Source organism: Allobacillus saliphilus, from assembly GCF_018138385.1.
Classification (GTDB): domain Bacteria; phylum Bacillota; class Bacilli; order Bacillales; family Alkalibacillaceae; genus Allobacillus; species Allobacillus saliphilus.
Window position 1 is genome coordinate 1 of record NZ_JAGSIE010000003.1, and the last position, 21,328, is coordinate 21,328.

The 21,328-nt window shown below is 41.0% G+C and carries 19 protein-coding genes; 15 read left to right on the top strand and 4 right to left on the bottom strand.

Annotation, left to right across the window (positions count from 1 at the left end):
* From KC820_RS00310 to KC820_RS00320, 3 genes are all read left to right on the top strand, one after another.
* On the top strand, nt 1-374 hold a 374-nt coding region (locus KC820_RS00310; protein ID WP_212367056.1), incomplete at its 5' end, for a CidA/LrgA family protein.
* On the top strand, nt 365-1,030 hold the full coding sequence (locus KC820_RS00315; RefSeq protein WP_212367057.1) for an LrgB family protein: 666 nt from the start codon (nt 365-367) through the stop codon (nt 1,028-1,030). The genes KC820_RS00310 and KC820_RS00315, both read left to right, overlap by 10 nt.
* Nucleotides 1,031-1,139: 109 nt before the next feature.
* Nucleotides 1,140-1,463, top strand: a complete 324-nt coding sequence (locus tag KC820_RS00320; RefSeq protein WP_212367059.1) for a hypothetical protein — start codon at nt 1,140-1,142, stop codon at nt 1,461-1,463.
* A gap of 53 nt (nt 1,464-1,516) precedes the next feature.
* On the opposite strand, the gene KC820_RS00325 is transcribed toward KC820_RS00320, so the two are convergent.
* A complete protein-coding gene (locus KC820_RS00325) occupies nt 1,517-2,032 on the bottom strand; it encodes a GNAT family N-acetyltransferase (RefSeq protein WP_212367061.1) in 516 nt (171 codons plus the stop codon).
* 253 nt (nt 2,033-2,285) lie between these two features.
* Here KC820_RS00325 and KC820_RS00330 point away from each other — a divergent pair, with 253 nt between their 5' ends.
* The 5 genes from KC820_RS00330 to KC820_RS00350 all read left to right on the top strand — a co-directional run bounded on the left by KC820_RS00330 (nt 2,286) and on the right by KC820_RS00350 (nt 8,532).
* Complete coding sequence (locus KC820_RS00330; protein WP_212367063.1) at nt 2,286-3,200, top strand: prolipoprotein diacylglyceryl transferase; 915 nt, start codon at nt 2,286-2,288, stop codon at nt 3,198-3,200.
* Nucleotides 3,201-3,278: 78 nt separating this feature from the next.
* The gene (locus KC820_RS00335) at nt 3,279-3,905 is read left to right on the top strand and encodes a hypothetical protein (RefSeq protein WP_212367065.1); all 627 of its coding nucleotides are present in this window, start codon (nt 3,279-3,281) and stop codon (nt 3,903-3,905) included.
* 93 nt (nt 3,906-3,998) lie between these two features.
* The gene (locus KC820_RS00340) at nt 3,999-5,879 is read left to right on the top strand and encodes a TcaA NTF2-like domain-containing protein (protein ID WP_212367067.1); all 1,881 of its coding nucleotides are present in this window, start codon (nt 3,999-4,001) and stop codon (nt 5,877-5,879) included.
* Between the two features lie 312 nt (nt 5,880-6,191).
* The gene (locus tag KC820_RS00345) at nt 6,192-7,313 is read left to right on the top strand and encodes a S8 family peptidase (protein WP_212367069.1); all 1,122 of its coding nucleotides are present in this window, start codon (nt 6,192-6,194) and stop codon (nt 7,311-7,313) included.
* Between the two features lie 277 nt (nt 7,314-7,590).
* On the top strand, nt 7,591-8,532 hold the full coding sequence (locus tag KC820_RS00350) for an MBL fold metallo-hydrolase (RefSeq protein WP_212367071.1): 942 nt from the start codon (nt 7,591-7,593) through the stop codon (nt 8,530-8,532).
* A 253-nt stretch (nt 8,533-8,785) separates the two neighbouring features.
* Here KC820_RS00350 and KC820_RS00355 read toward each other — a convergent pair whose 3' ends face one another.
* The gene (locus tag KC820_RS00355) at nt 8,786-10,144 is read right to left on the bottom strand and encodes a hypothetical protein (RefSeq protein ID WP_212367072.1); all 1,359 of its coding nucleotides are present in this window, start codon (nt 10,142-10,144) and stop codon (nt 8,786-8,788) included.
* Nucleotides 10,145-10,450: 306 nt separating this feature from the next.
* Here KC820_RS00355 and KC820_RS00360 point away from each other — a divergent pair, with 306 nt between their 5' ends.
* Both KC820_RS00360 and KC820_RS00365 read left to right on the top strand, forming a co-directional pair.
* Nucleotides 10,451-10,972, top strand: coding sequence for an AbrB family transcriptional regulator (locus KC820_RS00360; protein ID WP_212367073.1), 522 nt, complete (start codon nt 10,451-10,453; stop codon nt 10,970-10,972).
* Nucleotides 10,965-11,447: an AbrB family transcriptional regulator gene (locus KC820_RS00365; protein WP_212367075.1), complete on the top strand. Its 483-nt coding sequence runs from the start codon at nt 10,965-10,967 to the stop codon at nt 11,445-11,447. The genes KC820_RS00360 and KC820_RS00365 overlap by 8 nt, the downstream gene beginning before the upstream one ends.
* Here KC820_RS00365 and KC820_RS00370 read toward each other — a convergent pair.
* Nucleotides 11,439-11,621, bottom strand: coding sequence for a hypothetical protein (locus tag KC820_RS00370; RefSeq protein ID WP_144089125.1), 183 nt, complete (start codon nt 11,619-11,621; stop codon nt 11,439-11,441). The genes KC820_RS00365 and KC820_RS00370 overlap by 9 nt on opposite strands.
* Before the next feature lie 82 nt (nt 11,622-11,703).
* Between KC820_RS00370 and KC820_RS00375 the strand changes: the two genes are divergently transcribed.
* The gene (locus KC820_RS00375; protein WP_212367076.1) at nt 11,704-13,593 is read left to right on the top strand and encodes an SEC-C metal-binding domain-containing protein; all 1,890 of its coding nucleotides are present in this window, start codon (nt 11,704-11,706) and stop codon (nt 13,591-13,593) included.
* A gap of 410 nt (nt 13,594-14,003) precedes the next feature.
* Nucleotides 14,004-17,210, top strand: coding sequence for an AfsR/SARP family transcriptional regulator (locus KC820_RS00380; protein WP_212367077.1), 3,207 nt, complete (start codon nt 14,004-14,006; stop codon nt 17,208-17,210).
* 391 nt (nt 17,211-17,601) lie between these two features.
* Here KC820_RS00380 and KC820_RS00385 read toward each other — a convergent pair whose 3' ends face one another.
* Nucleotides 17,602-18,327, bottom strand: coding sequence for a YwaF family protein (locus KC820_RS00385; RefSeq protein WP_212367078.1), 726 nt, complete (start codon nt 18,325-18,327; stop codon nt 17,602-17,604).
* Nucleotides 18,328-18,576: 249 nt separating this feature from the next.
* Here KC820_RS00385 and KC820_RS00390 point away from each other — a divergent pair, with 249 nt between their 5' ends.
* The 3 genes from KC820_RS00390 (at nt 18,577) to KC820_RS00400 (ending at nt 21,319) form a co-directional block, all read left to right on the top strand.
* Nucleotides 18,577-19,782, top strand: coding sequence for a substrate-binding domain-containing protein (locus KC820_RS00390; protein ID WP_212367079.1), 1,206 nt, complete (start codon nt 18,577-18,579; stop codon nt 19,780-19,782).
* Between the two features lie 75 nt (nt 19,783-19,857).
* Entirely contained in the window at nt 19,858-20,628 is a 771-nt protein-coding gene (locus KC820_RS00395; RefSeq protein ID WP_212367080.1) for an ABC transporter ATP-binding protein, read from the top strand.
* Entirely contained in the window at nt 20,609-21,319 is a 711-nt protein-coding gene (locus KC820_RS00400; RefSeq protein WP_212367082.1) for an ABC transporter ATP-binding protein, read from the top strand. Before KC820_RS00395 ends, KC820_RS00400 begins: the two co-directional genes overlap by 20 nt.
* The last annotated feature ends 9 nt before the right edge of the window (nt 21,320-21,328 follow it).

The window sequence follows — 21,328 nt, forward strand, 5'->3', positions numbered from 1 at the left end:
TGATCGAGGTGTTCATGATTACTTACATACTAGGGATTTTACTTGTCATCGGGTTTTATTTACTTGGAGAAGCCGTTCAGGTTGTTCTATTGCCATGGCTCCCGGGCAGCATGATCGGGATGGTGTTGTTGTTTGTCGTCTTTGTCATTTTCGGTGAACGACTCGTCCGCTGGGTCAAAGAAGGAGCTGAGTTATTCATCAGCTATTTACCGTTATTTTTTGTTCCTGTAACGGTAGGTGTTTTGCAGTATGAGCATTTAGTCAGTTGGTTTGGATTATCGTTTTTCGCATTACTGTTCATTAGTTCATTATTTGTCATGATGTTTGTGGCTATAATGATGGACCGGAAAGCAGGTGGTTCTTCGTGTGGCTAGTCATGACGACTGTTGTTTTTTTAGCAGCACAGTGGGTTTATAAAAAGCGCAAGAAAAATTATTTACTTCCTGTATTCACAACGACCATAGCATTGATCAGTGTCATAGTCTTATCGGGTCAATCGTATGAACAGTATTATGCATCAGCCAAATGGATTGATTGGTTGCTCGGTCCGGCAGTAGTTGCACTGAGTTACCCTTTGTACAAATACCGAACAATGCTTTTGAAAAGTGGAGTCAAAATCATTGGTTGGGTAACTGTTGCTTCGTTGTTAAGTGTCGTTACTGGTGCATTGGTTTTGTCGTTATTTCCAGTGAGCCATAATTATATCGTTACGGCGATGCTGAAAAATATTACAACTCCAGTAGCGATTGACTTGGCAGAAATATACGGCGGTATTCCATCATTGGTTGCGATTATCTGTACCTTGTGCGGCATGCTTGGCGCGGTCGTCGGTCCGATGATTTATCGGCGATTTAATGTTCAAAGTAAACTGGCACAGGGCGTCGCGATGGGTGCGCTTGCACATGCAATCGGTACGTCGAGGTTGATGGAGGAAGATGACTATTCAGGGGCAATCAGTACGTTATCTTTTTTGGTAGTGACGTTGGTGATGCCTTTGTTCGTCCCTGTGTTGGTGTATTGGCTTAGCTGATAAGTTGTCGAATATTGTAGAAAAAAGTCGTACAATCCGAAATTGTGATACACTAAAGAAGAGACTGAAGTTTTATATACATAGAGGATAAATTTCAGCAATTGAATAAATGGTAGAGATATTATGGAGAAAGTTATTGATGACCGTCTTAATGGCAGGTTTTCTATTGTTAGTAGCCTGCGGTGGACAAAGCATCGAAGGAAAATGGGAAGATAGCACAGGTGCAATCGTTGAGATTACTGAGGATGCAATGAAATTCGGGGAAGATATGGGCATGGCCTTAGAAATTGACCTCAAACATATTAAAGATGACCTGTATGAAATCTCCATGATGGATGAAACTGAAGAAGTGACATTCAACGTCGATGGTGACGAGTTAACAATGGAACATGTAAGTTCTGGTGAATCAGAGGTCCTTACGAGAGCAGAATAATTGATTGAAAAAGGCTGTCCTACATGGGCAGCCTTTTTTACGTTGGTGACTATTTACTGACCAAATGTATAATCTTTCCGCAGCAAACTCATCACATAAGCATCATGATATTCTCCGTTTACAAAGTAATGTTCACGTAGTGTACCATCTACTTGGAAGCCGAGTTTCTTGTAAATATGGACGGCTTTTTCGTTTACTTCATCTACGTATAAATATAGTTTGCGTAGGTTCACTTTATTGAATCCATACTCGACAGTTAATCGAGTCGCGTCTGCAGCATAACCTTTGCCTTGATGCTCGGGTGCAATCATAATTCCGAATTCTGCGTTTCGGTGTCTTGTTTCAATATCAAAAAGGCCTACATAACCAATTCGCTCATCATTTTGGTACAAAATAAATTGCCGGTGCGAATCGTTGTCTTGGCTGTTTTCATACATCGTGTTCATTTTTTCAAGTGTTGTGTATGGCTCTTCAAACCAATAGTCCATCACGTCTGAATTAACGCGCATGTTATGCATGAATTCTAAGTCGCTTTTTTCTAACGGTCGTAAGTGTAAGTTTTTTGTCATCAATGGTTCTCCTTCGTTTGCAGATTATTTATATCATAGCAAAACATTGTAAAAACGTGAAATGATTAATTGAAGGTTAGCCGTTTTTTAAAAGGTTGAAGGGTTAGAAAAGTGTATTCGGTCTGTCATTAGGGGATCGAATTTTCCCGCGACATTTTAGAGTAAGACTTTATCGAATGGAGGAAAGTTTTAGCAAAGAATGATATAATCTACCTAACTTAGTCGAATTTCCATAAAGTTGGGAGAGACGGAAATGAAACGAAAACATTGGAGTGCAATCTTGGCGATTTTAGGGTTGCTTGTTTTGCCCGTGCATATGGTTGCTGAAGAACAAGGTCAAGAAGGCCCTGCTGTGCAGCAAGAGAATTCACCAGCCGAAGACTCGGAACCGGGCAAGACTGAAACACCTCAGGAAGAGGAGAATGGAGCAACTCAGCCAGGCGGGAATAATGAGGGGGAATCACCTGACGATGGATCGTTAAATGAAGAGGATTCAAGCGGATCAACAAATGATCCAAGTAACCCCGAGGATTCAAAGCCTAATAAGAAGCCTGATGAAAATAAGAAACCTGACAAAGACAAGAATGATCCAACTGAATCAAATAAAAATGATCAACAAAGTGCAAATCAGGAAGAGGATCCTGCAACAAAAGAAGAGGATAAAGAATCAAGCAATATAGATGATGGAAAAAACACTTCACCAGAAAACACAAACAAACCAACAAACACCCGAGACGACTCAAATACATCTACTGAACCACCATCCTCAACAAAGTCACCACATAGAGAGTCTACATATGAAGAAGATCCTGACTTAGAAGATTTACAACTCGAAGAAGAAGAACCAGAAGAAGATGAAGCAGCAGAAGATGTCGTGGATGAAGAAGAGCAGGAAGATGCAACTCTTGGCGGAATCGGTAGCAATATTTTCTCGAACCAACGAGTGACGGACGGGTTTTTCCAAGAAGTTCGGTTGGTAAAAAGTAAACCTGAAGAAGAAGTCGTTGAAGCGGATACCGATTCGGCAAATGAAGTGAAGGTAAAACACTATTCTTCTGGTTATACGCCGGATGAACCGAATAAGTTATTGATTGTAGTCATTGTCGTGACGACAGGGATATTAGCGTTTATGGCAATTCAGTATTTCATGAAACGACGAGTAAAGTAAGTGAATTGGCGCAACTCGGTTATATGAGTCGCGCCAATTGTTTTGTTATCTCCATAAAAGTTGAAGGAGGAGTTCATCATGGAAAATTACGTTTGGTATGCCAGCTACGGATCGAATATAAACCAAGATCGTTTTTATGCGTATATTTTTGGTGACATTCCGCCTGGTGGTACCGTAAGTGAGGTTGGTTGTCGTGATCAAAGTCTTCCGTTGCGTGCCGAAAATGTCATGATTGATTTTCCGATGTTTTTCGCGAAACGGTCGAGTCGATGGGACAATAAAGGAGTCGGGTTTATTGATACGACTTCCGACCCTGAACGCCCAACGTATGGACGGATGTATTTGATTACGAAGGAGCAATATGTGGATGTCGTTCGTCAAGAAAATAACGACATGATGTTGGAGATTGATTTCAATCAACTGGAATCAATGGGTGAGTATGTCATCGATTCGACGAAGATGTATGGAAAAGTCCTTGACGTCGGTGAAAAAGAGGGACGACCCATCTATACGTTTACGCATCCCCATGCCATTGATCCGGACGAACGAATCACTCCTTCCATCACGTATTTGAAAGTAATTGGTGCAGGAATAAAAGAAGCTTTTGGAATTTCAACAGCAGCATTGGTCGATTATTATTTGCTTCGAGAAGAGGTAGCGGAGGTTTATTCGAGAGAGGAATTAATGGAATACTTAGCGAATTAGGCTGCACAAACTAGAAATGCTCTTTCTTTTGTAGGAATTTTTAGATAGTATATTACTATAGAACTAGAATAATAGAATAAAGGGGAAGAGAGAATGAAATTTTGTTCAGAATGTGGGACGGAATTGTCAGATTCGACAGCTTTTTGTTCGAATTGCGGGAAAAAAGTTGAATCATCGGCAAGCGATCAATTGAATCATTCAAGTGAACAATCGATGAAGAGCAACCAGGCGGCAACGATTCAGCCGACGCGCCAAAAGGAGAAGAAAGAGGATTTTGCAACTTTCATCAAAAGACATAAGATGCTATTGTCGATTGGTTTAGGTGTTGCGCTTGTTATTTTGGCCGGTTACTTCACTTTATCTTTTATCAATTCACCGGATCGCTATGTCAATGGTGTGGTGGATGCAATTGAAGCGGATGATTATGAGTCTTTAGCGGGTTCGATGTATTTTGCTGATACGGAAGAAAAAATTTCTAAAGAAAGCATTGAAGTGTATGTGAATTATTTAAAAGAAAATAAAAATCGTTTAGATCAAGTGAAGCGTGACTTGCAGGAGCAAAGTGAATTGCTTGAGGAAGATGATCAGACGATAAGTGATTTTTCAACATACTGGGATGAAATGTACTTGGTTAAAAAGGACGGATTTTTGAAAGATACATACCGCGTCTATGTCATACCGAGTTATGTGACAATTGAATCAACGTTGGATGGCTTGATGTTATCCAATGATTTGGAAGAGGACCTTCATACATTTTCAGAACGCGAGAGTTCTTTTGAGGTAGGCCCGCTTGTGCGAGGGTTTCACCAGTTCACATTCACCTATGAGGGTGAGTGGATGAAGTTAGAGGAGCAAAGGGAGCACTATATTGCCGACAAAAGTGAATATGTTTCACCAGAATTTGATGTCGATTATTTAACATTTGAAACGGGTTTTCAGCATGATTACGAAGAAAAATTAATCGTGAGTGGCAACGAAGTCAGTGATCCGATTTTTAACGAGGAAATCGGTCCGTTTCTACTGGATGAGCAGTCGACGTATGAATACCAGGTTGATTTTCCGTGGGGAACGATGTCAACTGGCGAGCAGCATATTGATTCAGAATATGTACGCTTGGATTTCCAGGTAAACGAGGAATTGGCTGAGCAGTTGGCAGATGGGCTGCAGAATCATTATGAAACTGTTTTGACGAGTTTTGAAACAAGAGATTTCAGTTTACTTGAAGACATGAATGCTGGACTGCGGAATTCGTATGAAAATAATTATGAATCGATGTACGGGACTTTTGACAGTAATGATGAGTGGTATAGTGGGTTGCACTATAAGAATTTCAATATCCATCCGACTATGATGAGCTTTGGAAAGGATGACCAAGGTGAATGGCATGTGACGGTTCCGGTAACGGAAGAAGAAATGATCGTCAATTCATACGCTGAACCGAGTGAAAGTGATTTGGCGGATTACCGGAATAATAACCGACACTATCAATTGAATTACCGTGATGGTGAGTGGGTTGTTGTGGACCATCTGTCTATGTTCGGTTTTCCGGATAGTGAGCAGACGTTTGACTATACGTACGATGGTGACGTTCGTTTGTTGGAAACAACAGTAGAGGAAGCGGCTGGTGATCCGGGGAAAGTGATTCCAGTTCGAGTCGGTGAGTATGTGGAGCATTTAGTGGAAGCCATCAATGCGGGAGATTATTCGCTCGTTTCACCGTATATTTTATCAGGCAGTAGTTTGGAAAGTGACCAGCAATCGCTTGTGAAACGGTTATATGAAGCAGGAACGACTGAAGAGTTAAAATCGTTCGAAGTGTTATCCGTTGAGGAAAGTGGTGATGGATGGAAGGCTAAATCCAGAGAAGAAATCACCATTAACTATGAAAGCGGTGAAAGCGAAACAAACACGTATGAGTGGACTTATACCGTTGTCGAAAAAGATGGAGAGTACTTCCTTAGTAAAATCGAATAAAAAACAGAAAGAGGCTGGGACAAAATTTTGTTCCAGCTTTTTTTGTTGAAAAATGTCCATTGGCCTAGTTCATACGATTGAAAGTTTTCGACAAAACCCTCCATGAAACTACATTTGCAACCCGGTTGTATCCATTTTAAGGAATTTGCTTAGTTAGCAAATCACCGTTTTAGCACTTTTATCCATAAAACATTAAACTGAATTTTCATTCAATTTACCTATTAAAGAAAGTTCACAAAAGTGTTACATTTCATTTACACAACAGGAAACGTCATCTTTTGCTAAAACATACCCAAAAGGAGGAAGTTTCGAATGAAGAAGTTTTTAGTTGGTTTAAGTGCAGTGATCTTGGTGCTATTGGCATTTCAGACCGGTGTATCTGCAGACAAGAAAGAGAAAAAAGATTATATGGTCATGTTTGACGGTCCTGCCAAAAAAGGAATTCTTCAAGCTTTTGGGGTGAACGACGGGAATGTATTACGTGATTTTGAGTTGCTCGATGTCTATCAAATCGAGTTAACAGACAAACAAGCGAAAGGGTTAAAGAACCACCCGCAAATTAAATTTGTGGAAGAAAACGCTAAAGCTAAGGCGTATGGGCAGACGGTACCCTATGGGATTCCTCAAGTAGAAGGAACGACTGCGCAAGATAATGGTTTTAGTGGTGATGGTGTAAAGGTTGCTGTGCTGGACACAGGAATTGATCGCAGTCACTCGGATTTAAACGTTGCCGGTGGATTCTCTGCATACGATAGTGGCGCAAATGCGGATCCATATAATGATGGTAGCGGGCATGGTACACATGTTGCAGGAACAATTGCTGCACAAGATAATAATTTAGGTGTGCTTGGTGTAACACCAAATGTCGAGCTGTATGCAGTAAAAGTTCTAGATAATCAAGGAAGCGGTACGTATGCAGATATCGCTGAAGGAATTGAATGGGCGATCCAAAACAATATGGACGTTATTAATATGAGCTTAGGCGGTTCATCTAGTTCTAGTATTTTAAAAGAGTATAGTGATCTTGCCTATGATTCTGGCATTCTCGTTGTAGCGGCCGCAGGAAATGAAGGAAGCTTCCTATGGTTCGATACAGTTGGTTACCCAGCTGCGTATGATTCCGTGGTAGCTGTTGCAGCGGTTGATGAAAATAATCAACGCGGATCTTTTTCAAGTGTCGGTTCTCAAGTTGAATTATCCGCTCCTGGCGTGCAAATTTTAAGTACGGTTCCTGGGAATGGCTATGATTCGTATAATGGCACATCAATGGCTTCACCGCATGTCGCGGGTGTTGCAGCGCAAGTTTGGCAAGCGAAGCCTGGTTTATCCAATGTTCAATTGCGTCAATTATTGCGTGACACAGCCGAGCCATTAGGTGCTCAGCGTGAATATGGGTATGGACTTGTCCAATCAATGGACGCAATTAATCAATAAGAATAAAAAATCGTGGGGCTACATAGTGATGTGCTCCACGATTTTTTATGTATTAACAAGCATGCAGGTAATTGTTGCAATTGTTACATCTCCTTAACATAGACAGATCAAATCGTATGGCACTTTCATAAAATAAACAAGACTTTCTTCCTAGTAATCGATAGAATCTATTACGTTTCGACAGGAATTCACATGAACTTCATAGATTTTTTGTTAAAAAAATGGCATGATTTAATTATCAGATAACTGAATCCATTAAAATCGCTGGAGGTATTGAATGTTAGAGGAACTAGGAATAACCAAAGTTACAATTCCGCTTCCTTTTCGGTTGAATCATGTCAATTGTTTTTTAGCGGAAGGTCAAGATGGATGGCTCGTGATGGATACGGCGTTAAACCGACCAGTCACCAAGGAGATTTGGCAAAGTCATTTATCCGATAAAGAAGTGAAAGAAATATTGATTACACATTATCATCCGGATCATTCTGGCTATGCGGGCGAGCTGCAACAACAGACTGGCGCTGAAGTGTTGATGACGCAAACTACTGAGCGAGCGAGAAAAAGAAATTGGTCAGAAAACACAGTGGAAACGATACGCGCTTATTATCAAGCCGTTGGAATACCGCAAGAAATAGCTGATGGAATTAGTGAGAATACGAAAGAGTCTAGGGACTTTGTCATGCCTGAGCCTTCAGTGAATCGATATGTAAATGAAGGCGATCTTATTAAAATAGGAAACTATGAGTATGAGGTCATTTTTACACCGGGTCACGCTCCAGGGTTGATTACTTTATATAATCAAGAGAAAAATGTGTTGCTATCGACCGATCATATTTTACCGAAGATTACGCCGAATGTTTCTTATATGTTTATGGGTGATCAAAATCCACTTCAAACCTTTATGGAGTCGTTGCAAAAAATTAAACGGTTGGATGTTGATTATGTCATTCCATCGCACGGCGAGCCTTTCCATGGAGCGAATAAACGAATTGATGAGATTGTGAAGCATCATGAAGATCGCCTGAATGATATTCTCGATCAACTAAGAGACGGAAAGACTGTTTATGAAGTGTGTCAGTATTTGTTTGGTGACCGCTTGACCACTCATGAGATGCGCTTTGCGATTGGTGAAGCGTTGGCCCACTTGGAATTTTTACGAAGAAAAGGTGAATGCCAACGAGAAGTACGCAGTCACGACTGGCTTTATCGGGTTAAGTAAGGAAAACTTCAGGAGGAATCCTGAAGTTTTTAATTTTCGTAAGGCAGGGGCGTGCGTGACCGTTCAAAGTTAACGCGTGAACGTTCAATCCGAGACGCTGACCGTTCAAAGAGTTGCTCCAACCGTTCAAAATGTCGCTGCAACTGTTTAAAGAATCTCGCTAACCGTTCAAACCAGCACTCCAACCGCTCAAGCTAAACCCCATAAAATCATCCATATAAAAAAGCCCGCCAGTTTGCTAGGCGGGTTTTCCTTATAGAAAATAATAAAATCCACAAATCATTAAGTATTGTACGAGATAGATGAGCAAGCCAAAATGGAAGTTTAACTTATAACCGACGCGTAATGAATTGCTTCCGACGAGGTTTCCGACCATTAAGTTTGTTGCTGAGAATGGCGAGATCATAATGGTCAGCATCCATCCGCTCAAAATGCCGAGACTGAGAATCAGATGGTCGCCAGCAAAAATGATTGATGAACTAAATGTCGTCGCGAGTGCCGTGTTTGTAATAATTGGGTGGATGCCGATAAATGACAACACGTTAATGAGTAAAGCAATTAATGGCAATAGAACGAGCACATGTGTAATGCCGGTTGATTGCAAGAAGAAGATAACTAAGTCGCTTGCGCCAGCTTGGATAATTGCATACCCGAATGCACCAGCTGCAATGAATAATGATAGCTCATTCCCCATTTTCGGTAGTCGATCTTGAGCGTACTCGGATAATTTTTCAGCAAATTGCTTCGGTGATAAGTAAAACAATGTCCATACGGTCGAAAATCCAATCGCGACGAGTGGAACGATCGTGATCATCGATAAATCAACAAATTGCTCCAACAAGATGGTGATGCCTGTCATCGTGATGATGAGCGTTAGTAGCTGCATCACTTTTCGCCGAGCATTTTTCAATGTTTGTTCATCAACGGCCTCTTGTTGAACAGCGATTGGCTGAGAATTTTTCCCTTGAGCAATCGTCCCGATAACCATACCGATAAGAGCGAGTGCAAAACCATACGGGAATAGTTCTAACCAAGAAATATCGAAATAACTCAAAACGAGGGCAACGGAAATAAAATACGGGGACCACATGAAGGCCATTGAAAATCCGCGGTTCATTGCCCGTAACTTCGTATCCATATGATGATCGAATGCTTCCGTGCTCGTTAATTGGTGAATAATCGGAATAGAACCTAAGTTCATTACTGAGCCAACTCCCATTGTTGAGAAGGCCAAATAGTTATAGAGTTGTTTTGTTGAACGAACATATGAGGTAAAAATAACATCCATGGAATCTAAGTATCTACCTGCTTTAATCGGAATGGAAATAAGCGGAACGAAAATAAAGATCGCTAAAAGCCCCGCATTTTCGTCAAAGCTCCAAAGCATCGTCAAAAGCCCTTCGCCGAAAATGGACAAGAGGATCGTCAAAATCAACAAAGAGCTAATGAGAATCCTTGGAACCTTTGTTAAATAAGGGATAAAAAGAACTAATGTGATAAAAGCGAAAATACTGACCAATTTTGGTAGAAGCGGCGAGTCTATGAATTGGGAAATCAAATACGTTATTCCCATTAGTAAAATGCCCGTCGACTGCAAACGTATATAACTCATGTTGAAACTCCTTTGTGATTCACTTGTACCATTATAGAAAAGTTGTTGACGTTTGTCATGGAATCGCCGCGATGGGATATGTGCCAGATTTTCGAGGAAATGAGCCTGGCATGATTGATATGCGTCCAACCGCGAAATATATGGTACCAATCCAAAAAAATATGGCCTCAAAAATCAAATTTATGTGCCTCATATTAAAAAATATGAGCCCCACTTCAAAGTCCATTCCCACTCACTAGGTTTCTTTTCTATAGAATCTCCGATAATATGGAAAATAGATGTTCGCATGAAAGGGACCGATAGACTATGACAGCTTCAGTTATCTTTTATCTTATTCTCGCATTAATCGGCGGTGCAATTGGTTATTTTTCTCGATTTCCGGTTGGCGTCGTCCTCGGATCGATGTTTGCGGTCGGTTTGGCGAAGTATTTTGATATTTTACATTTAGAACGAACCGTTTCGATTTCATTCGTCATTCAAGTGTTGCTCGGTGCGATGCTTGGATTGTCACTCATTAAGATAAATAAAAAACAACTGATCACACTTGGGAAAAGCTTAGTAGCGGTCGTGGTCATTGTCGTTATTTTTACAGGGTTGGCTGGTGCAACGCTCGGTTGGATAACTGGAACCAATCCTGTTTTAGCAACCTTAGCGGTATCACCTGGTGCGATTGTTGAAGTGGCCACATTGGCACAAGAACTAAACTTAGATGCACCGACCGTTGTGCTCGTTCATCTCGTGCGCGTCATTGTCATTATGAGCCTATTTCCGGTATTGCTGAAACTAGCGATGCGATTGAGAAAGAGGGAGGGGGATATCAATGGATAAGTGGATTTTTGTGGTCGTGTTGGCTTTTGCGGGCGGTACGGCAGGCTTTTATTCAGGCATTCCTCTCGGTACATTGCTAGGGTCGTTATTTGCGGTTGGTGGCTATCAATTTGTGAGAAAAAACTTGCCGACGTTTAGCTTTCGTGCAAAAAAAGTGATGCAAAGTATTATTGGCGGAAGTATCGGACTGGCTTTTACGACAGAAACATTCCAGGCGATTCAATCCGTTTGGAAGGTTGCACTGTTGGCGCCGATTGCACACCTAATACTTGCCGTCATTTTAACGTGGGTACTTCATCGTATTTTTCAATTCGATATGGTAACGTCCTTTTGCAGTTCAGCTCCAGCCGGGATGAGTGAAGTGACAATTATTTCCGAAGAGTTCGGTGCCCAAATGCCTGTCGTCATCATGGTACATACGATTCGCGTCATAGCAATTGTCGTTAGTGTTCCGCTTCTTGTTATGTTATTTTGATTCTTTATGAGGATATTTACGTGAAAGTGGAACGATGAGTAAAAAGTGAGCTAGCGTACCACCGATCAATGAAGCAATTAGGAAAGCCCAATTAAACTCACCTTCAAACCAACCAGCGATCAAAAATGAGAGAAAGAACCCGAGCCAAATACCAATTAAGAAGTGAAGTTTCACGGAATACCTCCTTATCGTCTATGTTTACTGATTATATCAAGTTGAGTATACTGAAACAAATGAACTTAAATGAGGTGAATATATGCCTGGTCGAAATGATGCTTGCCCATGTGGGAGTGGAAAAAAGTATAAAAAGTGTTGTTTAAATAATAGTCAACAAGTGGCAGGGATGGTATCTCAAGGGATGTTTGAAGAAACCATCCAAGCGTTTCAACGAATGATTTTTGAGATTACAGAGAACTATACGCATTTATTGCCGACTCAGTTTGTGGAACTTGAAGACAATGATCTTGATTTTGTATATCAAGTATCTAAGCTGTTGAACGCGTTACGAAATGAGGAAAAGGAAGAGAGTAAATCTTATCTTGATCATGTTATCGAGCGCCAAAAGAAAAAAGAACGACGGGAGTCTGTCATCCGAAGTATGGATGAATGGCATAAGGTTGAGCCGTCATTTTTTGAAATTATTGAAATGGAAAATGGTGTCGCGCGTGCGAAAAATGTATTCACCGAAGAAGAAACGTCGCTTCTTTTAGGATTCCACACAAACGACCCGGAATTAGACTGTGTTTTTGGTCTCCCCGTGCAGTGTGGTCCATATCAAATATTTCCGCATGAACTAATAGAAATCTTGGATGATGAAATGGAGCTTTTGAAACAATTGATTCAGTATGCAGCAGATGAAGAAGGAAAAAGTATTGATGATTTTTTACGAACAACTGATTATATCTTTCCGGCAATTGATCATTTAGATGAAATGATGGAAGAAGCGACTGAAGATATGATTGGTCCATTATCCTTGCTTCCGGAAGAAGAGGAAGTTTTGCAAGGGATTCGTCAGCTTCAGAAACCCGGAAATAAAGATGTCATTGATGATATGATTGCTGAGTGGGAAAATATGGCAAGCATTAATTATATTCAAATCAATAAACCGGAACCAATGATTGCGGCTTTTGAGCATGCTTATCGAGTAGATCTTTATCCAGAGGATTATAAAAAGGTGACACTCAAATATTTAGCTGAAAAATATCAAACAACAACTGGGTCGATTAGTAACCGAAAAAAACAAATTGAGGAATATTTTGATGATAAAATGGAATCGCCGATTATTACCCGACAATCTCCAGCAGCGGATTTTTCCAGTCCGACAGAAGATATGTTTCGCGCGTTGAACGAACAAACTTTTGAGAGTGAGGAAGAGTTCGAACAATTTATTCAGAAGTGGAATGAAACCGGTGGTGTAGGAATGATGCCGGATAAAACCGAAGCTGAAAGATTGTTCGAAGAAGCGGTCCAAGCGCCACCTCAGCAGCAAAAAGAGATACTTGAAAAAGTGTTGAACATCAATCCTAGTTATATCGATGCACTCGTTCTCTATTCATCTCACCTTCCACTCGATGAGAGAAAACGCTATTTGACAGATGCATTGAAAATCGGAGAAGAGGAATTCGATGATGAATTCGAGAGGGAAAATGCTGGTTCTTATTGGATGATGGTTGAAACAAGACCATATATGCGTGGTTTATATGCATATGCGCAATATCTTCTCGAAACAAATAATCAGGAAAAAGCAACCAAGTATTTTGAGCGTATCATGTATTTAAACGAGAATGATAATCTTGGTGTTCGTTATGATTTAATTCCGTTGCTGATCGAACTCGAAAAATTTGATCAAGCACAAGCGCTATTTGATGCGTTTCCAGAACAAACAACTGAAATGATGTATCATAAAGTGTTGTTTGATTATAAGGCTGGAAAAAGTGAGAAAGAATTAAAGAAAACGATTCAAGCTGCCATTCAATCAAATAATCAAGTCATCGTTGTGATGGGCATTTTAGATAATCTTCAAAATGGAGGAATCTCCCCTGAGATCGGCCAATCTGAATACGAAGCCTACCAATATGCGAGTCAGTATGCACACTATTGGGACGAGCCATTACGGGAGCTAGTCAGGGATATCCAATTTGGATAATCGATCGAAATTGAATGAATCAATAAATCCGAACGAATTTTCGTTCGGATTTTTGCTATTTGGCAAGTGAACAATTCGCTTTGTTTGTGGAAGTAGGAAATTTCTAAAAGAGGGTAGAAGAAAATTTTAGCTCTCTATCCATGTAAAGAGCACCTCTAATCGAAGTTAGAGTAAAATTTCGAAGCCCTATCTATGAATAGAGCATCTAAATCGAGGACAAAACAGAAATCCGGATACCTACCCTCGAATTGATTTCCTTCATCGATATCATATCAACATAAATCAGCAATCTGTTTTCAATACCATCCAATGACTTCTACCTTTTCTATTTTTTCACCCTACTTACAATCTAGTATCAGTGTGCTAAAATTAAAAGTATCATAATATTCTAATAAGTGAGGGGGAGTTGTATGCGTACCGTGCCAATTGTTGTTTCTCAGTTTACGCCGCCGAAAATTAGGGATCACTTTGTCATGCGCGCGGGTTTGCAGAAAAAGCTGCGATTCATTCCAGAATATCCGCTAACATTGATTTATTCTAGTGCAGGTTATGGAAAGAGTACTGGAATTAGCCAGTTTGTTGAAACAACGAGCGAGCGTGTCAGTTGGTTTTCGGTATCTGCATATGACCATGACTTCCTTCCTTTTATGAAAAAAATTATTTATTCAATTCGGAGAAACATTGCTCAATTCGGTCAACATATTATTGAAGAAATGGAATCATTGGACCACGCGATTCAAGATGCGGATATTTGGTCGTTTATGGCGATGGTCGTTAATGAGTTGAGCCAAGAACAAGAACGACTTATCATAATCATCGATGATGCACACCATTTAATGCAGTCCGATCCAATTTCCACATGGCTTCAACTATTCATCGAACATCTCCCAGATCACATTCATTTTGTGCTGTCTTCTCGGAATCTGCCTGACTGGCCGATTTTATCGCAGATGAGAGTGAAGAGTGAGTTGCTTGAAGTAAAGCAGGACGATTTGAAGTTGAACGAGGAAGAGCTGGAGCATTTGGTTTTTGATTTACATGGGATCGAGCTTTCAGAAGAAGCTGTACATAAAATTCATATGCTGACAGAAGGTTGGACGATTGCTTGTACGATGTTTGTCCAACAGTTAAAAATGGGCGAGTCGGTTCAAAATTTATTGCTGAACCAAACGGAATCACTGAATGATTTATTTGAGTATATGATGCTCGAGATTTTAATGAAGCAACCTATTGAAATTCAACAATTTTTACTTGATACGAGTGTGTTTGAGACGATTTCTACACCGACGATTGAGGAAGTGTTAGAACAAGATCAAGCGGGTGAGCAGTTAGAAAGACTGAGCAATCAAAATTTATTTTTACAAAAAATCGATGATGAGAATTTTCGCTATCACGCCCTCTTTAAAGTGTTTTTGGAAAAAAGATTGAAGCAGCAAGATAGCGATCGTTTTCACCAATTACAAATCTCAGCTGCAGAATTTTTCGAGAGCAATCAAAACTATGAGCGGGCGATCCAACACTATCAAGAGATTCAGGCTACGGGTAAAATTGCTGCACTGTTGGCAGAACACGGACTTGCTTTGTTGAAAGAAGGGAAGCTAGAGCTTCTCGAAAAACAGCTTGTTTCGGTTCCTTCCGATGAGCCGTTATTGATTTTCTTGAAAGGAGAAGTTTTTCGATACCGATCGAACTATGAAGACGCTGAGAAGTTATATGACCAATCCATTTCACTGGCGCGAGTGGAGGACCGAACGGACGTCATCAGTTTAGCTTCGGAAGGGAAAGCGCATATTTATTTGGATACCATTCGGCCGCTTAAGGCTAAACGGTTATTAGAGGAAGCGATTCGGTACCGCGAGCAGCATAGTGATAACCAGGAGGATTTAGCTCGACTTTACTATATGCTCGGCGAAAACTTGATCAATTCTGGATCTGCAAAAAAAGCAGGTATGTGGTTGGAGAAGGCGAAGCGGTCGAATCTATTTTTGGATGACGTCAATTTGGAGGCGCGGATTTATTTGCGAACTGGTGAATTGGAGCGTGCGAAACGATTTTTATTAGATAAAAAAGAACAGATGGCAGAAGTGGAATACAATCAGTTGCCAAAATCACACCGGAACACGGATATTTTATTATCAATCATCTATTCCATGTTAGGCGAACCGGAAAAAGGCAAGACATACGCGGAGATTGGTCTGCAACAAGGCGTCATGTATGATTCTCCTTTTGTTGAAGCATGTGGCTGGATGCGACTCGGACATACTGAACAACTATTGCAACGGTATGATCAACAAACGACGGAAGCTTGTTACGAAAATGCATTAGCGATTATGGAAGAGTTGAATGTTTCGCGTGGTAAAGCAGAGCCATACATGGGGCTGTGCATGTTGTATGCCAACAACCAAGAGCACGAAAAAGCGTTGGAAGCGGGCATGAAAGGTTTGCAAGAAACGGAAAAAGTGAATGACCTATGGCTTTCTGCGCTTATTTTAGTTTGTTTAGGAATCAGTTCACTTCAGTCTAATCGAATGAATAAAGCAGCTGAATTTTTCGAAGATGCTTCACTGTATTTCCATACGTGTGAAGATGATTACGGAAAAATGGTCGTTACATTTTGGCAGGCGTATTTGAGTCATCAAACAGAAGATTGGGCTGATTTTTATGAAAAGATGGAGCAGTTTGCACTCATTATGCAGTCAAAAAGCTATGAATTCTTTCTGAGAAAGAAGACACTTCTCGGTCCGAATGATTTACAGGTGATGATTCCATTATTGCATCAGGCTTATGAACAAGGAATTCAACAGAAATATATTGGTCGGTTAATTCATGAACTTGGCTTTAACCATGTCGATAATCATCCAGGTTATACGTTACATATCCGAACGCTTGGACGATTAGAAGTTGCCATTGGACCGAATATTGTGCGAGATTCAATGTGGCAACGGGAGAAAGCGAAAGAATTGTTAGAGCTGCTGGTGACAAAACGTAGCAAACTAGTAAGGAAAGATGAAATTTTCGAAGCTCTATGGCCTGGTGAAAGCGAAGCGAGTGCCAATAAAAAACTAAAGGTGACGCTGAATCAGTTGTTGAAAGTGGTCGAGCCAAAGCGGAAAGCGAGACAGGAATCCTTTTTTATCAAACGGGATGGAAACGCTTATGGACTGAATCCTCGAGCGGGCATTGAATTGGATGTCGATGAATTCGAACATTTGATTTTAGCGGGAATGGATGAAAAAAATCCAACGCAAGCGAAAGAGCTGCTTTTGAAAGGGTTGGAGTTATATGAAGGGGATTATTTATCCACCCGAGGCCCTTCCGATTGGGTGTTGAGCGAACGAGAGCGATTGCAAGTATTGTTCTTACAAGGCGCAGAATATTTGGCGCAAGTTTCCGTTCGGTTGAATGAGTACAATCGATGCCTTTATTGGTGCCAACGAATTTTACAACAGGAGATTACTTGGGAGGAGGCGTACCGGTTGACGATCTTCAGTTATTATCAGCAAGACAACCGACCACAAGCGTTGAAATGGTACAAACGTTGTGAGGATGTGTTGAAGCGGGAGTTAGGTGTTGAACCTACGATGGCCACGAAGGAATTGTTGAATTTATTGGAATGAGCGGGAGTGGGTTGTATATTCTCGATCAGGGCATAGAGAGGACACCCATGCCCGCTTGAGGGCGCATAAATTTTCAGGTTGGTCGCATAATTTCCAGAATAGGGCGCATAAATTTTTAAGTTGGTCACATATTTTCTTGCTGTGGGCTCATAAATCCGTCTGTCGAGACCATATCCGTCGGTAATAGGCTCATATATTTTTCAATTGGGGGGGCGAGCCGAATCATTATCGTCGTGACGGCGATATTCGCCTCGGCGAATATCCACCAATTCAATCGACAAACTCATAAATATAGTAAAACTCCCGAGCAAGTCGGGAGTTTTGCATCTTTTAGCCGAGTTTCTCACCTCATTGGGTCTGGCTATATAGTTAATTTTACCAACCGACCGATTTATTTCTGCTTAAAGCCTTTCACGAATTGATAAAATCCAAACGATAGCAAAAATGCGAAAAAGCCGATGAACACCAAACTCACGATATATATTGGACCACTTCCAAGATAATTTATAATCGTTTCGTTCACTGGCGGCCTTGATAAAAATAAGTAATTTGCATCTAATGTTGGGTTAACAAACACGCCAATAATGAAAGCATAGACAAGCAAACCGCCAAATATAGTGAAAAGATGCTTCAACGTAATTTGGATGTCAGTTACTAGCACTAAGTAAAGACTGGAAACTGAAACAATCATATGATGTAAGAAAAATTGCCAATATCGGTAATGTGGAAAATCATAAGCAAGATCTGGCGTCATCACCGCCAACCCAGTCGAGAGGAAACCGATGAAAAATGTAACCCTAATCAATCTTTTATTGAAGCTGATGAGCGCATAGATCGCTAAGAATCCTGAAAGGCTTGTTATATGAAGCGGGAGGCTATGTCCTAAGAGCCACGTGTCGTTACTTGCCATCCACATATGATAACTACTCACCGAAATGAATAGAATTCCAGCAAACAACCATCTAAGAAAATTCGTTAACGTTTGATTGGCAGCTAGCTTTCTATAGCTAATAACTAGTGTAACGATCATGATGAGGTAAAGAATAATCATCGTTATATGACTTGCGCTAAACAACGAAAAACGATTTGGTACATCCCCGCTAAAGAAACTGTCCATCTTGTCACCCGCCTCTCCGTCAAAGCCTTTTTACTATCGTACATTATATTCCATCCTAGAAAAAGAAGACTCATCGTAAAAAAATGCCCTTCTTTCTACCTCCACATCGTTCAATAGAGTCCTTTTAAATGACAAAAAACAAAATACCAACCAATATAACCGGCGCTATGTAACTCATTTGTAACTATGCCGTTTTACAATCAATTCAAAGCTAATCAGCTTATTAAAAATCCTTAAGGGGGAACGTTTATGTTTGTGAAACGAAAGTCTTGGCTGTTGGCCGTCTTGCTTATTGGTGTTCTTTTGATGACTGCTTGTAGTGAAGAAGCAAGTGGGGAAGATGAACCGATCAAGATCGGCGTGTTGGCATCATTATCTGGTGCATTAGAAGCCTATGGAAAACAAACGCAACAAGGATTTGACTTAGGATTAGAGTACGCGACGGACGGAACGATGGAGTTTAATGGTAGAAAGATCGAAGTCATTTATGAAGATACAGAAACAACTCCGGATGTTGCACGTCAAAAAGCGTTGAAGTTATTGGATGATGACGACGTTGATTTCATCGTAGGTTCATCATCTTCAGGGGATACGTTAGCTGTAACAGGATTGGCTGAAGAGTATGAAAAGATTATGGTTGTCGAGCCAGCTGTTGCGGACAGTATCACTGGTAGTGAATTTAACGATTACTTATTCCGTACGGGCCGTAGTTCATCACAAGATGCGGTTGCAGCAGCAGCGGCAATTGCCGATGAAGGTGTAAAAATTGCAGCACTCGGACCAGACTATGCGTTCGGATGGGATGGCGTTGAGGCATTCTCAAATGCTGCAGAAGAATTAGGTGCTGAGATGGTTTTGGAAGAGTTTGTTGATCCAGAAGCGACAGACTTCACGCCAAACCTACAACGAGTTATTGAGCATGACCCAGATTACTTGTTTGTCGTCTGGTCTGGTGCGAATAGCCCGTGGAACCAAATTGTCGACATGGACTTACAAGGTCGAGGCATCAAGTTGACGACAGGTGCACCGGATATTGCGGCTTTGAAAACGATGCAAGACTTAGTTGGAATGGAAGGCTTTACGGTTTATTACCATGAGCTACCTGACAATGAAGTGAATGATTGGTTAGTCGAGCAAATGGAAGAACAACATGGCACGGTTCCAGATTTATTTACACCGGGTGGAATGAGTGCAGCGCTTGCAATCATGGAAGCACTTGAACAATCAGAAGGAAGCACAGATGCGAATGAATTGATCGACATTATGGAAGGCATGAGTTTCGAAACACCAAAAGGAACGATGACTTTCCGTGAAGAGGATCACCAAGCATTGCAGTCACTTTATGCGATTACGCTTGAGGAACGTGATGGGTATGACTATCCTGTACCGACCTTGATTCGTGAGTTAAAACCAGAAGAAACCGCACCACCGATCATGAATGGTGAAGGGGAATAAACGATTTACCTGGGTGAGCTTCAACGACGTGTTGAAGTTCATCCGATACATAACTGTAAGGGGGTACTTCAATCCATGAATTCGATTATCGAAACGAAGGATTTGACGATTGCTTTTGGTGGGCATGTCGCAGTTAATCAAGTCTCTGTTCAACTGCCAGAAAATCAATTCACTTCCGTCATCGGGCCGAATGGTGCCGGGAAGACGACTTTTTTCAATTTACTTAGCGGACAATTGAAGCCGACAAGTGGGCAAGTTTTTTATCAAGGAAAAGAGATCACGGATTGGTCCGTCGTGGAACGAACGAGAGCAGGAATCGGCCGCTCGTTTCAGCTGACGAACGTGTTTCCGAATGTAACCGTTTTGGAAAATATTCGCCTTGCGATTCAGTCGCGGGAAAAAGTTCGCTTTAATCTGTTTCGCCATTTTAAAAGTTATACAGCATTTGAAGAGGAAGCGCATGAGCTTTTAGATATCGTTTTACTCGATGAAAAAGCCGAATCACTAGCTATTCATCTATCACATGGTGAAAAGAGAAAGCTAGAAATTGCGATGTTGCTCGCTTTGGAAACAAAGTTGCTTCTATTAGATGAGCCGACGGCAGGGATGTCACTGGAGGAAGTACCGACAATCTTACGTGTCATCGAAAATATTAAAAAACAGGAAGACCGGACGATTGTTTTGATTGAACACAAAATGGAAATGGTCCTCGATTTATCGGACCGCATGATGGTTCTGTTTAACGGTGAGTTGCTTGCGGAAGGAACGCCGGAAGAAATTATGAAAAATGAAACGGTTCAAGAAGCGTATTTGGGAGGTGATCCGAATGAGCGAGTCCATACTTAAGTTAGAATCGATCAATACGTATATCGACCAGTTTCATATTTTGCAAAAAGTGAATTTCGAAGTGAAAAAAGGTGAACTGACGGTGTTGCTTGGACGAAACGGTGCAGGCAAAACGACGACACTTCGAACGATTATGGGCTTGAACCCAGCTTCAGCAGGAACGGTGACATTCAAAGGAGAGAACATTACGAAAGGCGCTCCTTACCAAATTGCCAATAAAGGGATCGGTTATGTGCCGGAAGACCAAGGGATTTTTTATGATTTGACGGTTGGCGAAAATATGCGGGTTGCGATGCGTCATGAAAATGATGAAACAAAAGAGCGCTTGGATTGGTCGCTGGATCTTTTCCCGGATTTAAAACGTTTTTGGAAAAAGCCAGCGGGTCAACTAAGTGGTGGACAGAAACAAATGCTAGCGATTGCGAGATCTTTCATCAATGAAACAGATTTAATTTTAATTGATGAACCGAGTAAGGGGTTGGCTCCTGTCATTGTTGAAGCGGTTATTGATGCAATTGAAAAAATCAAAGACCGCACGACCGTCGTATTAGTCGAACAAAATTTTTCGATGGCTAAACGATTAGGTGAGAAATATTACATTCTGGATAACGGGATGACGATGCATCACGGAAATATGAAAGACCTTGAGCAAAACGAGGAATTGAAACGAAAATATTTAGGGATCGGATAGGAGGGTTAG